12 protein-coding genes and 1 riboswitch are annotated in these 14413 nt (G+C 69.9%); all 12 genes read right to left on the minus strand.

The window, feature by feature from the left end; all coding sequences use genetic code 11:
* Window positions 1-38: 38 nt before the first annotated feature.
* On the minus strand, window positions 39-806 hold the full coding sequence (locus R3A49_03490; protein ID MEZ5169791.1) for a prepilin peptidase: 768 nt from the start codon (window positions 804-806) through the stop codon (window positions 39-41).
* Between the two features lie 113 nt (window positions 807-919).
* The gene (locus tag R3A49_03495; GenBank protein MEZ5169792.1) at window positions 920-1426 is read right to left on the minus strand and encodes a type II secretion system protein; all 507 of its coding nucleotides are present in this window, start codon (window positions 1424-1426) and stop codon (window positions 920-922) included.
* Window positions 1427-1514: 88 nt separating this feature from the next.
* Window positions 1515-1614, minus strand: a riboswitch (cyclic di-GMP riboswitch).
* A 158-nt stretch (window positions 1615-1772) separates the two neighbouring features.
* The gene (locus R3A49_03500) at window positions 1773-2687 is read right to left on the minus strand and encodes a cation diffusion facilitator family transporter (protein MEZ5169793.1); all 915 of its coding nucleotides are present in this window, start codon (window positions 2685-2687) and stop codon (window positions 1773-1775) included.
* A gap of 317 nt (window positions 2688-3004) precedes the next feature.
* A complete protein-coding gene (locus R3A49_03505; GenBank protein ID MEZ5169794.1) occupies window positions 3005-4225 on the minus strand; it encodes a type II secretion system F family protein in 1221 nt (406 codons plus the stop codon).
* 17 nt (window positions 4226-4242) lie between these two features.
* Complete coding sequence (locus R3A49_03510) at window positions 4243-5799, minus strand: PilT/PilU family type 4a pilus ATPase (GenBank protein MEZ5169795.1); 1557 nt, start codon at window positions 5797-5799, stop codon at window positions 4243-4245.
* A gap of 107 nt (window positions 5800-5906) precedes the next feature.
* On the minus strand, window positions 5907-7595 hold the full coding sequence (locus tag R3A49_03515; GenBank protein ID MEZ5169796.1) for an ATPase, T2SS/T4P/T4SS family: 1689 nt from the start codon (window positions 7593-7595) through the stop codon (window positions 5907-5909).
* A gap of 117 nt (window positions 7596-7712) precedes the next feature.
* On the minus strand, window positions 7713-8915 hold the full coding sequence (locus R3A49_03520) for a DUF4388 domain-containing protein (GenBank protein ID MEZ5169797.1): 1203 nt from the start codon (window positions 8913-8915) through the stop codon (window positions 7713-7715).
* A 96-nt stretch (window positions 8916-9011) separates the two neighbouring features.
* On the minus strand, window positions 9012-9875 hold the full coding sequence (aroE, locus tag R3A49_03525; protein MEZ5169798.1) for a shikimate dehydrogenase: 864 nt from the start codon (window positions 9873-9875) through the stop codon (window positions 9012-9014).
* Window positions 9872-11053 (minus strand): endolytic transglycosylase MltG, encoded by a 1182-nt coding sequence (gene mltG / locus R3A49_03530; protein ID MEZ5169799.1) that lies wholly within the window; start codon window positions 11051-11053, stop codon window positions 9872-9874. Before mltG ends, aroE begins: the two co-directional genes overlap by 4 nt.
* Window positions 11046-11513: a Holliday junction resolvase RuvX gene (gene ruvX, locus R3A49_03535; protein MEZ5169800.1), complete on the minus strand. Its 468-nt coding sequence runs from the start codon at window positions 11511-11513 to the stop codon at window positions 11046-11048. The genes mltG and ruvX overlap by 8 nt, the downstream gene beginning before the upstream one ends.
* Entirely contained in the window at window positions 11500-14136 is a 2637-nt protein-coding gene (gene alaS / locus R3A49_03540) for an alanine--tRNA ligase (protein MEZ5169801.1), read from the minus strand. The genes ruvX and alaS overlap by 14 nt, the downstream gene beginning before the upstream one ends.
* Before the next feature lie 10 nt (window positions 14137-14146).
* Complete coding sequence (locus tag R3A49_03545; protein ID MEZ5169802.1) at window positions 14147-14410, minus strand: hypothetical protein; 264 nt, start codon at window positions 14408-14410, stop codon at window positions 14147-14149.
* Window positions 14411-14413 lie beyond the last annotated feature (3 nt).

The following is a 14413-nucleotide window of genomic DNA, read 5'->3' on the forward strand; positions in this document are numbered from 1 at the left end:
GGACAGTGACCGGATGGCCACCAATCCGCTGACCGTGGCTACAGGTACCAGTCGAGGAACGCCTCGCCGGCGATGACGGCGGCGAAGGTCCCCAGCGCCAGGAAGGGCCCGAAGGGCACAGGGTCCTTGCGGCCGCGGCCCCCGAGGACCATGAGACCGATCCCCACGAGGGCCCCGGCCAGAAAGCTCCAGAAGAAGGCCAGCACGACTTCTCCCCAGCCCAGGTAGCCCGTCCAGACCCCCAGGACGAAGGCCAACTTCACGTCGCCGAAGCCCATCCCCCGGGGCGAGATCAGGTGGATGACCAGAAGGGCACCGAACATCGCGCCACCCCCTGCCAGGGCGCGGCCGAAGGCGGACCAGCCGCCCTCGCCCGCCGCTGCCAGCCCCACGAGGGGGACCGAGGCGACCGCCAGCGGGTAGACGATGCGGTTGGGCAGGAGGAACGTGTCGAGGTCGATGGCCGACAGGCTGATGAGCCCGGCGGTGAGCACGAGGTAGCCGGGGAGGGCCCACGTGAGGTCGAAGCGGGCCCCGACGAGGCCGAAGGCGATGCCCGTGCCCAGCTCCACGAGCGGGTAGCGGGCCGGGATGGGCGCCGCGCAGTCGCGGCAGCGGCCACGAAGCAGGAGCCACGACACGACGGGGATGTTGTCGTGGGGCCGCACGGGGCGACCGCACGCCGGGCAGTGCGAGGGTGGCCGCACGATCGACTCGCCGCGGGGCACGCGCCAGATCACGACGTTGAGGAAGGAGCCGACGGCGAGGCCCAGGACGGCGCAGACGGCGATGACGGCGGCGAGCACGGCCCGGAGGCTATTGCCGAGGCGCTGAACCCATGGTGATGCTGTGGGTGAACGCGAAGACCGGGGTGGGCCGAAGCCCACCCCGGTCGTCTCTACTCGATGGCTGGCGGGTTCTAGAACTCGCTCTGCCAGTTGACGTTTGCGGCCACCTGAGCCGAGTCGGCATCACACGTGCCGCCATCGACCTCGGTGAACTGCACGCCACCGCCACCGACGGCCTTGTTGCTCCAGATCCCGAAGCAGGTTCCGGAGTCGGACAGGGCGACGATGTACAGGTTGTCCGCGTCGGCAGCATCGACCGACACGTCCTTCGGACCCGTCGACGCGGCGTTCCCAGCCTTGAACGTGATCGATGGCTCCTCTGCGCCGAGCGCAGCGGCGTCCACGTCCGTGTAGGTCTGGTTGTCCGAGTAGATGGTGTCCGCCGCACTGAGCGTGTTGCGGTCACTCGACTGCGCGGACCGGTCCTGAGCCCTGCGACGGGCTCCGAGGAACGTCGGGATGGCGAATGCGATCAGGATCGCAATGATGAGCACAACCACCATCAGCTCGATGAGCGTGAAACCCTGCTCCTCGTCGTTCTTCCGGTTCCGCAGCCGCTGAATCGCAGCTTGCAGCATGGGTACGTACCTTTCTCTCGGGTGTATGGCACGCAAGGCGGACCTCCGCCCGGCGGAACCGTCTCCCACACCCCGGGACCCGTCTCCGCCTGGTAGCCCGGCCGGCCCCACCCCGTCGCCTGTGACGGATGGTGGTGGGCCCCGTGGCTTTGCGTCACCGCCTTCCGGCGGCTTTGCCTTTGTCGGTCCTCCTCGCTGGTGTCCTCATCGGCCCACCCCCGGGCCCACTTGAGGGTTTTCGCCACGCACCGTGAGAATCCTTGTAGTGCCACAAACCGGACATGATTCACCACGAGATCCGACAGGAATCCTCCGGGGGCGGACCCCGCGAGTGGCGGTGGGGGGACTACGTGTCGTCGCGGTAGACGTCGGGCTCGAGGAAGACGAGGCGTGCGACGGGGGCGACCGCCCGGAGGCGCTCCTCGGCGGCGTCGACGGCCCCCGCCAACTCATCTCCGGCGAGGTCGTCGGCGAAGTCGACCTTCGCCACCACGAGCACGTCGTCGGGGCCGAGGTGCTGCGTGCGCAGGTGAATCACCCGGTCGACGTCGTCGGAGTCGGCGAGGGCCCGTCGCATGGCCTCGTGCGTGGCGGGATCCACGCCCTCTCCGAGCAGGAGACTGCGCATCTCGTTGGCGAGGACGACAGCGATCACGACGAGCAGGCAGCCGATCGAGATGCTGCCGAGGGCGTCCCAGCGGCCGTCGTCGGTGGCGACCGCCATGCCCACACCGCACAGCGCCAGGGCCAGGCCGGTCAGCGCGCCGAGATCCTCGAGGAGGACGACCGGGAGCTCGGGCGTCTTCGACTCCCGGACGAACCGCCACCACGAACGGGGCCCTTTCAGCGGTCGGGCCTCGCGCACCGCCGTTCGCAGCGAGAACATCTCGAGCACGATCGCGACCGCAAGGATCCCGAAGGCCCACTCGGGTGAGTCGATGTGCTCGGGATGCCGGAACTTCTCGTAGCCCTCGTAGACCGCGAACAGGCCCCCGACAGCGAACAGCACGAGCGCCACGATGAACGACCAGAAGTAGCGCTCGCGTGCGTAGCCGAACGGATGCGTGTCGTCGGCGCGCCGTTTCGCACGCGCTCCCCCGAGGAAGAGGAGGCCCTGGTTTCCCGTGTCGGCCACCGAGTGGATGCCCTCGGCGAGCATCGACGACGAGCGCGTGACGGCAAAGCCTATGAACTTGGCGACGGCGATCCCGAGATTGGCGAGGAACGCCGCGGCGATCGCCTTCTTCGACCCCTCGTGCATGCGCCGGATCCTACGGGCACCGCCCGCCCCCGCCGGGTTGGTGCGATAACCCGTTCCATGGCCAGGAAATCGCACCATCTCGTTGGCGGAACCCCCCGCCGGGTTGGTGCGATAACCCGTTCCATGGCCAGGAAATCGCACCATCTCGTTGGCGGAACCCCCCGCCGGGTTGGTGCGATAACCCGTTCCATGGCCAGGAAATCGCACCATCTCGTTGGCGGCACCCCCCGCCGGGTTGGTGCGATAACCCGTTCCATGGCCAGGAAATCGCACCATCTCGGCCGGGGTGTCTCGCCCGGGCGGGACTCTGCTTCGGGCTACTCGATGAGGTTGATGATGTTGAACATCGGAAGGTAGAGGGCGATGACCATGCCGCCGATGATCGCTCCCATGATCACGATGAGAATGGGCTCGATGAGCGACGTGAGGGCATCGACGGTCGTCTCCACCTCGTTCTCGTAGAACTCGGCGATCTTGTCGAGCATCTCGTCGAGCGCCCCGGTCTCCTCCCCCACCGAGATCATCTGGATGACCATCGGCGGGAACACCTCGTGGTCCTGGAGCTTGTGGGCGAGCGTGTCGCCACCCTTCACCGCTGTCTGGGCGTCACGCACCGCGGTGGCGACCACCCAGTTGCCCGCCGTCTGGGCCACGATGTCGAGGGCCTCGAGGATCGGCACACCCGAGCGGGTGAGGGCGGCCAGTGTCCGCGAGAAACGTGCGAGCGCGATCTTGCGCACGAGGGGTCCGAAGACCGGGATCCGGAGCTTGATCGTGTCCCAGCGCTGCCGGCCCGACTCGGAGTTGATCCAGCGCCGGAACCCGAACGCCCCCACGATGCCGCCGAGCGCCCAGATGTACCAGTACTTCTGCGTGAACTCCGAAACGGCGAGCAGCGCCCGCGTCGGCGCGGGAAGCGTGCCTTCGAGGTCGGCGTACATGTCCTTGAACTGCGGGACGATGAAGATGAGCATCGCCAGGGTGATCAGGAAGGCGAACAACCCCACCATCGTCGGGTAGGTCATCGCCGAGATGACCTTGCGGCGGAGCTGGACCTGCTTCTCGATCGTGTGCGCGATGCGCTCGAGGGACTGGTCGAGCGTTCCCGAGGTCTCGCCCGACTTCACCATGGCCACATAGAGGCTGTTGAAGACCTTCGGCCGGCGTGCGAGCGCCACCGACAGGGAGCTGCCGCGCTCCACGTCGAGGCGCACCTCCCGGACGACCTTGCCGAGCTCCTCGCTCTCGGTCTGCTCCTCGAGGACACTCAGGCTCTTCAGGAGCGTGAGCCCGCTGTTGATCATCGTGGCGAACTGCCGGGAGAAGACCGCCAGGTCCTTGAGCCTGACGCGGTTGGTCAGCCCCGGGATCTTGATCTCCATCTGGAGCCTGTTGTCGGCCTCCTCCTCGACGCTGATGGGTGTGTAGCCCATCCCCTGGAGCTTGCCGACGACGAGGTTGGCGGAGTCTGCCTCGAGGGTCCCCTCCACGACCTTGCCGGCCGAGTCGCGGACCTTGTAGGCGTAGGTACTGGGCACGGCCGGTCCCCGTCCCTCTAGGCGGCGCTCGACACGAGCCGGCGCACGTCCGACTCGTTGGAGCAGCGCTCGAGGGCGACCTCCATCGAGATCCGCCCCTGTCGGACCAGCCACGCCAGGCTCTGATCCATGGCGACCATGCCGTGCTTCGCGCCGGCCTGGATCATCGAGTAGATCTGGTGGACCTTCGCCTCACGGATCAGGTTGCGCACGGCGGGTGTGGCCATCATCACCTCGGCGGCGACCACCCGGCCCGAGCCGTCGGGTGTCGGCAGGAGCTGCTGGGTGACGATGCCCTGGAGCGAGGCCGCCAGCTGCACACGAATCTGCTGTTGCTGGTGCGAGGGGAAGACGTCGATCACACGGTCGATGGACTGGGGAGCGTCCTGGGTGTGCAGCGTGGCGAACACGAGGTGCCCGGTCTCGGCGGCGGTGAGGGCCGTGGAGATCGTCTCGAGGTCGCGCATCTCCCCCACGAGGATCACGTCGGGGTCCTGGCGCAGCACGTGCTTCAGCGCGTCGGCGAACCCGTGGGTGTCCTCACCCACCTCGCGCTGGTTGACCACCGCACGCTTGTGCTCGTGCAGGAACTCGATCGGGTCCTCGACCGTCATGATGTGCACCGGGCGCTCGCGGTTGATGATGTCGACGAGCGAGGCCAGCGTCGTCGACTTCCCCGAGCCCGTGGGCCCGGTCACGAGCACGAGCCCGCGGGGCAGATCGGCGAACGTACGGGCCGACTCGGGAAGCCCCAGCTTCTCGAAGTCGACGATCTCGAAGGGCACGACACGCATGACGACACCCACCGAGTTGCGCTGGAGAAAGACGTTGACGCGAAAGCGCGCCAGGCCGGGCACGGTGTACGAGGTGTCGAGCTCGAGATCGTCCTCGAAACGCTCCCGGGCCCTCTGCGGGAGGATGGCGTAGACCATCTGGCGGATCATCGACCCGTTGAGGACGGGGAAGTCGGTGAGTGGGTGCAGCGCGCCGTGCACTCGGATGACCGGGTGCGAGTTCGCGGCCAGGTGCAGGTCGGAGCCACCCGACTCCAGGACGCGCTTCAGCAACTCGTTGATGTGGACGTCGTCGTCGGGCCCGTCGCCACCGGAGCGGGCGGGGCGGGACCCGCGTCCGGCGGCCTCCCCGTACACGCCGATGATGGCCTCGGCCAGCTCGGAGCGGTCGGCCACCGCAGGCTCGATCTCCGACCCTGTCGCGGCGCGCACCGCGTCGTGGGCTGCCTCGTCGTCGGGCTCGGCGAACGCCACGACGAGGCTCTGCCCGTCGAAGTCGACGCCGAGCGCCTGGTACTCACCGGCCACCTCGGCAGGGATGAGCGTCGCGGCCTCGGGGTGCACCGGCGTGGTCCCGAGATCGACGAAACGCAGACCGAACGCACCTGCGATGGCTGCGGTGAGGTCCTTGTCGCCGACGAGGCCCTCGCGTCGCAGCACGGCGGGCAGCGAGTCGCCGCTGCGGCCCGCCTCCTCGAGAGCGCGCTCCAGCGCGTCGCGCGCGAGAACGTGGCGCTCGACGAGAAGCTCGCCGACCTGACGGGCCTGTGTACTCAGCACGGTGTACTCAGCATGGCGTCCTCGACACGATGTCCCTCGGCATCCCGATGGCGTCTCCTCCGCTCTCATCGGCCGCCCCGGGGCCCGACTGAAGCAGCGGATCGGCCTCAGGCCACGACCCGGAACACCTCCTCGAGGCTGGTGTGACCCAGAGCGACCTTCCGGAGACCGTCGTCACGGAGAGTGAGCATCCCGTGCATCATGGCGATCTTCTTGATGTCGTCGCTCGTGCGGCGCTCGATCACCATCCGCTCGATCTCCTCGTCGAAGAGGAGGACCTCGAAGAGGGCGAACCGGCCGCGGTAGCCCGTACGGCTGCAGCTCTCACAGCCGACCGGCCGGTAGAGAGTCGGCCAGTCGTGGCCCGAGAGCGATTCCGTGGGCCAGCCGGCCTCCACGAGCTCGGGCTCTGTCGGCTGGTACTCCTCGCGGCAGTGGTCGCACAGGCGCCGGGCGAGGCGCTGCGCCAGCACACAGTCGATCGCGCTCACCACGAGGAAGGGCTCGACGCCCATCTCCACGAGGCGCATCGGGGTCGACGACGCGTCGTTGGTGTGCAGCGTCGAAAGGACCATGTGCCCCGTGATCGACGCCTCGGCGGCGATCGTGGCGGTCTCGGAGTCGCGGATCTCCCCGACGAGCAGGACGTCGGGGTCGGAGCGCAGGATCGACCGCAACGCCGAGGCGAAGGTCAGCCCCGCCTTGGGGTTCACGTTGATCTGGTTGATGCCGGGCAGCCGGTACTCGACCGGGTCCTCGACGGTGATCAGGTTGCGGTCGGGGACGTTGAGCTGGTTCAGCGTGGCGTAGAGCGTCGTCGACTTCCCCGAGCCGGTCGGCCCCGTGACCAGGATCGTCCCGTTGGGACGCGCGACCGCCCGCTCGTAGCGCTCCTTGGGCTCGGGAAGGAACCCGAGGTCGGCGAGCGACAGCAGCGCCTGCGTCTTGTCGAGGATCCGCATCACGATCTTCTCGCCGTACACCGTCGGCAACGTCGCCAGACGCAGGTCGATCGCCTGCTCGCCCACGTTCACCGAAATCCTCCCGTCCTGGGGAACGCGGCGCTCCGAGATGTTGAGCTCGGCCATGATCTTCAACCGGCTCGTGACACCGGCCTGGATCGACTTCGGCGACCGCATCACCTCGTGCAGCACGCCGTCGACCCGGAAACGGATCCGGATGTCGTTCTCCCCCGGCTCCACGTGGATGTCGGAGGCGCGGTCGTGGACGGCCTGTGTGATCAGCAGGTTCACGAACTTGACGATCGGTGCGTCGTCGACGACGGCGGTGACGTCGGCGAGCTCCTCGCCCTCGGCGAACTCGTCGGAGGCCTGCTGGGCCATCGTCTCGACGTCGGTGTCGAGCCGGTAGAAGCGCTCGATGGCGTCCGAGATCTGGCCGCTGGTGGCCACGACCGTCCGGATCGCCGCTCCCGTGATGGCGCGGATGTCGTCCATCGCGAACACGTTCGACGGATCCGACATGGCCACGACGAGCTCGTCGTTCTCGTTGTCGAAGCGCACGGGCAGCGCCTGGTACCGGCGGGCGAGCGCCTCGGGGATGCGACCCACGACCGAGGCGTCGATCGAGTAGTCGTTGAGGTCGACGAAGTCGAGGCCGACCTGCTGGGCGAGCGTGGCCATGAGGTCGAGTTCGGAGATGGCACCGTTCTCGATCAGGATCCGACCGAGCGGTTTGTCGGTGACGGGCTGCTGGGACAGCGCCGCGTCGAGCTCGGCCTTCGTCACCAGCCCCTGCTCGAGCAGCAGGGTGCCCAGGTTCGCACCCTCGGACACGGGACCTCCCGTTGCGTGTTCTCCCCGCATATCGGCGGGAATCGGCCGAACCTGTAACGCCGGGAACCGGGCGCGGGAAGTCCCCGGTCACCGGGCGGGCGACCGGGAACCGGGCGGTCAGGTCCTGCGTAGGCTCGAGAACATCCTCAGCGCCTCACCCCGGTGGCGCGCGGTCGGCTTGGGGCGGTCGGGCGGCTCCCCGGTCACACCGGGACCATCGTCGGGATCCGACCTGTCGACGGTGTCGCCTCCGGGTCCTCCGTCGGGAGGCGCCGCAGTCGGCGCGCCGGTCGCGTTGTTCGTCGCCGGGGGCGTCGACACGGCGGGCGGAGGGAGCTGGGCTCCCTGTGACGGCGGCCCGAGGCCGGCGACGGGTGGTGGAGCCGTGCCCTCGGCCAGCGCTGCGACCTCCGCCACCGCCTCGGCCAGTGGCCCGGAAAGGCCGGAACCGAGAGGTGGTGCGCTCGCCGTGGCGTCGGCGGGCCCGGGCCCTGCAACGCCGCGCTCGGCCTCGGCCTGGGCCGCCTGGAGCTCGGACACGTCGAACGGCGTGACGTCGCGTCGCGGCGGCGCGCCCGCGGGCGTCGTCGCGGGAGGTGGCTCGGCGGCGACGGATACCTCCGGCGCGGTCACCTCCTCGGCGGAGAGGTCGACCGACACGGCATCGGGTTCGAGAGCCCCGGAGGGCACGGGCACCCGGCGCTCGGCGGGAACGGTGCCGGCGACGTAGGTCGTGGGGGCAACGACACCGTCGACAGCGACCGCTCCCGCCCCCACGAGATCCTTGAGGGCTCCCGCCACGTCGAGGACCGAGCGTCCGAGAATCCGGGCGATGCCCCGGACGTCGGTGTCGCCGTCGACCGCGCTGACGACGGCCCATGTGTCCCGGTCGATCGCCACGGTGTCGCGCGTGAGATCGCGGGCGAGTGACGGCTTCGACTCGAACGACGGGATGACGTCTTCGATGGCCGACCAGTCGCGCACCAGGCCACGCACGTGCTCGAGGACCGGCTCGACGTCGACGCCGGCACCGACCGGCCACGACGGCAGCCTGTCGGGCTCGAACGCGAACGAGCCCTCCTCGACGCGGAGAAGTGCGAAACACACGTCGATGAGCCGCGCCTCGAGCTCCTCGGACGTGGAGACCTTTCCGGTCAGCTCACCCGACTCGGCGCCGCAGAACCGACCGCCGGCGAGGTAGATCGTCCCCCCGACGCGGGAGGGCACGTCGACGTCGAGCGCGCCCGTCTTGCGGGCGTGCCCCAGCATCTGCAGCACCTCGTCGAGCGAGAACGCGTCGAGCGTGCCCTGGAGTGGCACCTGCTCTCCCTTGTCGACACCACCTCTCGGGGGCAGTATCGACCTCTCGCCCGGCTTTCTTGACCGGCGGACCACCGGGCCTGCCGGGCGCGGAGCTCAGCACCGGTGGTCGAGGGCCCGGCGCATGACGGGCAGTGGGGCCTCGATGCCCGTCCAGAGGCGGAAGGCGGCCGCACCCTGGTGGAGCAACATCCCCCGCCCCCCGACCGTCGTCGCCCCGACGGCCCGCCCGGCCGCGAGGAGCGGGGTCTCGGGCGGCTCGTAGACGAGGTCCACGACGACGTGGCGGTCGGTCAGCACCGCGACCGGGAAGGGGGGCGGTTCGTCCTCCATGCCCAGAGGCGTTCCGTTCAGGACGAGGCCGGCGGCGTGCGCCTCCTCGGGCAGATCGCCCCACGCAGCGGCCCTCGCCCCGTGCGAGGCGGTTCCCGCCAGGTCGGCGGCGGCCTCGGCGGCCTCGGGACGACGGGCCACGACGACGACCTCGGCGCCCGCCCCCCCCAGCGCCCGGGCCGACGCCCGGGCGGCTCCTCCCGCCCCCACCACGAGTGCTCTCACACCGCTCACGTCGATGCCCTCGTCACGAAGCGACGCCAGGAGCCCCTCGCCGTCGGTGGAGTGTCCGAGCACGGTGCCGTCGTCGCGCAGCACGAGCGCGTTCGCCGCACCGAGCGCGGCGGCCTCGGGCGTCAGTTCGTCACAGGCAGCCGCCGCCGACTCCTTGCAGGGCATCGTGACGCTCATGCCCGCGATTCCGAGCGCGCGCATGGCGTCGACCGCGGCACCACCGTCGGAGGTCGAGAACGCGGTGTACACCCAATCGAGATCGAGGGCGGCGAACGCTGCGTTGTGCATCACGGGAGACAGCGAGTGCGTGACCGGCTCGCCGACGACACACGCCACGCGCGTCGCGCCGGTCGGCGACACGCGGCGGAACGGCGCCACCGGGTCCGTGCTCATCCGAGAAGACCCCGCTGCGCCGAATCGGCCACGTTCACCTCGTGCTCCTCGAAGGTCTCCGCGAAGGCGTGGTGGCCCTCGTCGTCGGTGAGAACGTAGAACCTGTAGTCCACGTCGGCCGGGTGCAGCGCCGCGTCGAGAGACGCCTCGGTGACCGAGGAGATGGGCGTCGGTGGCAGACCCCCCGTCACGTAGGTGTTGTAAGGGGAGTCGGTGAGGCGCTCGGCGTCGGTCGTCTGGAGGCGGCGCTCCCCGATGGCGTAGAGGACCGTGGCGTCGATCTGCAGGCGCATGTCGTCGCCGAGCCGGTTGTAGACGACGGCGGCCACGAGCGGCCCCTCGTCGACCACGGAGGTTTCCGACTCGATGAGCGACGCCACGATCACGGCCTCGTAGGGCGTGATGCCGAGCGCGGCGGAACCCCCGGTGAGGTCGAGTCCCGTCGCCACCTCGTCGAAACGCTCGACCATCGTGCGCAGAATGTCGGTCTCGTCCTCGTGGTCGGCCACGAAGTACGTGTCGGGGAACATCAGGCCCTCGAGCGACGTGACGTCGTCGGGCTGGTACGCCGATCGCACGACGCCCGAGCCGGCAGCGGCGATGAACGCCTCCGTACTGCGGCCGGGCAGCTCACCGACGAGAGCTGCGATCTCGTCGAGGCGGAGACCCGGGGGAACGGCCAGCTCGTCGAACGTGACATCCGGACCGTCCTCGAGCTCGCGGGCGGCCCCGCGGACCCCGAGGTTCTCGGCGAGTTCGTACTCCCCCGCCTGGAAGGGCCCGGCCCGGGTGGCGCCGGTGTAGATCTGGAACGCCAGCGGCGAGCCGATCACGCCGGCGTTCGAGAGTTCGTCGCCGATCGTCTTGACGCCCCACCCGTCCTCGATCCGCACCGCCACGGCGTCACCGGTGCCTCCGGGTGGATCGAGCTGGTACCAGAACCACACCCCCGGAGCCACGACGAGTGCCAGGAGCCCCAGGCCGAGCACCAGGAACAGGGCGATGACGCGGTTGCGGCGGACCCGCGCCGAAGGCCGGCGTCGGTGACGTCGCCGGTGCTTCTCGGCCTGGATCTCGGCGCGGGTGCGCGGGGTGTCATCGTCGGTCGACCAGGTGCCGTGTCCGTCGTGAGCGGGAACGTCAGCCGTTCCGTCGGCGGGCGGGTGCTCGTCATCCACCGTCGGCCTCCAGCCAGCTCTGGAGGATCACGGCGGCTGCCGCGTCGTCGTTGGGTGCGCCGCGACCTCGCGACCCGGCCGCGGCCAGCGCCCGATCGGCCTCGACGCTCGACAGTCGCTCGTCGTGCGTCTCGACGGCGATGTCGTTCGCGCCGTCGGCGGCGGCGAGTGTGCGGAGGTGCTCGACCTCCTCGAGTACCCCACGGGCGGCCGGACCCACCGACCCCGACATCGACAGCGGCAGACCGACGACGATGGTGGTGGCGCCGAGCGATCGGGCGGCGTCGAGGACGGCGCGCAGGTCGGCGTGCCGACCGGACGATCCCTTCGGGCCCCCCCGGGCACGCTCGAGGATCCCGTGGGGTGAGGCCAGGATCCCCTCGGGATCCGAGACGGCCAGGCCGATGCGGCGCCCACCGAGGTCGACACCGAGTACACGACCCACGTCAGCTCCCGGCAAGGGCGCTCGTTGCCGCCGCGGCCTCCTCGGCGAGGCGGTCGAGGGCATCGGGGATTCCGTCGGTCGTCGGGCCACCGCCGGCGACCAGGTCGGCGTTGCGCGCGGTTCCCCCGCCGAGACAGCGCGCGGCGGGTGCGGCGATCTCGGCGGCTGACGCCCCGGCCTCACGGAGATCCTCGCTGAGGGCGACGGCGATGGCGGCCTTCCCGTCGGCCTCCCCGACGAGCGCGACCACACCGGACCCGAGCTCACGAAGAGTCTCGGACGCCAGCCGACGCAGATCGTCGGGGCCCAACCCGTCGCGCCGCGTGACGACTCGTCCCTCGACGGCGTCGGTAGCCAGCGCCCGCGCGTCGGCGCCGGCCTGTGCGGCGCGCAACGTCGCCACCTCGGCGCGCAGCTCCTTGTTGGTGTCGACGAGCCGCCGGACACCCGCCGGGACATCGTCGGGAGATGTCTTGAGGAACCCGGCGGCGTCGCGCAGAACGGCCTCCTCGCCACGGATGTGGTCGAAGGCGGCCCCACCCGTGAGCGCCTCGATGCGTCGGAGGTTCGACCCCACCGACCCCTCGTTCACGATCTTGATCGGCCCGATGAAGCCGAGCGCGTGCACGTGGGTCCCGCCACACAGCTCGGTGGAGTGGTCGCCGGCCTCCAGGACACGAACGACATCGCCGTACTTGTCGCCGAAGAAGGCAACCGCCCCGATCTCCCGGGCGTGGTCCATCGTGGTCTCGTAGTGGCGAACCGCCGCGTTCGTGATGACCTCCTCGTTGGCGAGGCGTTCGACCTCCGCCAACTCGTCGGGCGTGGGTGCCTGGTGGTGGCTGAAGTCGAAGCGGAGCCGGTCGGGTGCGACGAGCGATCCGGCCTGTCGCGTCTGGGGGCCGAGAACCTCCCGGAGCGCCCAGTGGAGGATGTGGGTGGCCGTGTGGTTTCGCCGTATCCGGTCGCGCCGCGTGCCGTCGATGGCGGCCTCCACGTCGTCACCCACCGACAGGGCGCCCTCCTCGACCACGACATCGTGTGCCGTCAGTGCTCCCGGAAGCGCGTACTGCGTGTCGTCGACACGGGCGCGCGCCCCGTCGGAAGAGGTGATCGTCCCCGTGTCGCCCACCTGCCCACCCGACTCGGCGTAGAAGGGCGTGCGGTCGAGCACCACGCGTCCCGACTCACCGGCATCCAAGCGCTCGACAGCCGCTGCACCCGACACGATCCCGACGACCGTCGCCTTCGAGGTGTACTCACCGCGGCCTGTGAACTCCGTCTCGCCGTGCTCGTCGAGCAGGGAGCGGAACACGGGTGCCGCACCGTCGTCGCCTGCGACCGTGCGCTGCGCCGACTGGGCGCGTGCCCGCTGTTCCTCCATGAGATCCTCGAAACCGTCGACATCGACGCTGCGGTGGCGCTCCGCGGCGATCTCCTGGGTGAGCTCGAGGGGAAAGCCGAGGGTGTCGTGCAGGTGGAAGGCGTCGGCGGCCGACACGTCTCCGTCGGCCAGGACACCGTCGAGCAGGTCGAGACCGCGACGCAACGTCGTGAGGAAGCGGTCCTCCTCGCGTCCCACCGTCTGGGCCACGTCGTCGCGCTTCGCGACGAGCTCGGGGTAGGCACCGCCCATGACCTCGACGGTGGCGTCGACCAGCCGTGGTGTGACGACCGAGTCGGCCCCGAGCAGGAATGCGTGGCGTACGGCACGGCGGATGATGCGTCGCAGCACGTAGCCCCGCTCCTCATTGGACGGCACGACGCCGTCGGCCACGAGGAACGTCATCGCACGTGCGTGCTCGGCGAGGATGCGCAGTGACACGTCGCCGGTGTCGCTTGCGCCCATCGTGGCGCCCGTGGCGTCCTCGGCGGCGGCGATGATCGGGGCGAACACATCGATCTCGAAGATGCTGTCGACACCCTGGAGCACGGCGAGGTTGCGCTCGAGACCCGCACCGGTGTCGATGCTGGGCCGCGGAAGATCGACGCGTGTGCCGTCGGGGCGCTGGTCGAACTGCATGAAGACGAGGTTCCACAACTCGACGAAGCGGTCCTCTCCCCCCTCGGCCGGCCCGCCGGGAGGCCCGAAACGCTCCCCCTTGTCCCAGAAGATCTCCGAGGACGGCCCGCAGGGACCGGTGTCGCCCATGCGCCAGAAGTTGTCGTCCTCGAGACGTTGGATCCGGCTCGGATCCACTCCGACGGCGTCGGCCCAGACGTGGGCCGCTTCGTCGTCGGACACGTGGACGGTGACCCAGAGCCGCTCCGGGTCGAGGCCGAGGACGCCGGTGAGGAACTCCCACGCGTACGCGATGGCGTCGGCCTTGAAGTAGTCGCCGAAGCTGAAGTTGCCGAGCATCTCGAAGAACGTGTTGTGCCGTGTGCTGCGGCCCACCTCGTCGAGGTCGTTGTGCTTGCCGCCGGCCCGCAGGCACTTCTGGACCGAGACGGCGCGGTCGTAGGGAGCGGGCTCGTCGCCCACGAAGTACGGCTTGAAGGGCACCATCCCCGCGACGGTGAAGAGGACGGTCGGGTCGTGCGGGATCAGGGAGGCCGAGGGCACGACGGTGTGGCCGCGCTCTTCGAAGAATGCGACGAAGGCGCGACGTAGCTCGTCGGCGGTTCGGGGTACCACGTGGCTCAGGCTACCGCCCTCCGACCCCCACGCCCGGCGCAGAAACCCCGACCTCCGAGCGCAGTTCGGCCTCGCGCTCACGCATCGCCGCGCGACCGACGAGCACGGCCTCACGCACGTCGCGACCCAGGGCCTTCGCCGAGGTCGCGAGCTGGTCCGCCACCTGGGGTGGCGCGTAGCGGTTGAGGACCGCGTCGATCCTGCGGAAGGTGAGGACGGCCAGGCCGAGCCCGAGACCGAACCCGACCATCAACCAGAAGAGCCGTCTGAACATGTC

Source organism: Acidimicrobiia bacterium (assembly GCA_041394025.1).
Lineage (GTDB): Bacteria > Actinomycetota > Acidimicrobiia > IMCC26256 > JAOSJL01 > JAOSJL01.

Excerpts from the sequence above, each read along its gene's own strand:
- aroE (MEZ5169798.1), bottom strand. The coding sequence starts at position 9,875 with ATGAGCACGGACCCGGTGGCGCCGTTCCGCCGCGTGTCGCCGACCGGC.
- R3A49_03500 (MEZ5169793.1), bottom strand. The coding sequence starts at position 2,687 with ATGCACGAGGGGTCGAAGAAGGCGATCGCCGCGGCGTTCCTCGCCAAT.
- R3A49_03545 (MEZ5169802.1), bottom strand. The coding sequence starts at position 14,410 with ATGTTCAGACGGCTCTTCTGGTTGATGGTCGGGTTCGGTCTCGGGCTC.
- R3A49_03495 (MEZ5169792.1), bottom strand. The coding sequence starts at position 1,426 with ATGCTGCAAGCTGCGATTCAGCGGCTGCGGAACCGGAAGAACGACGAG.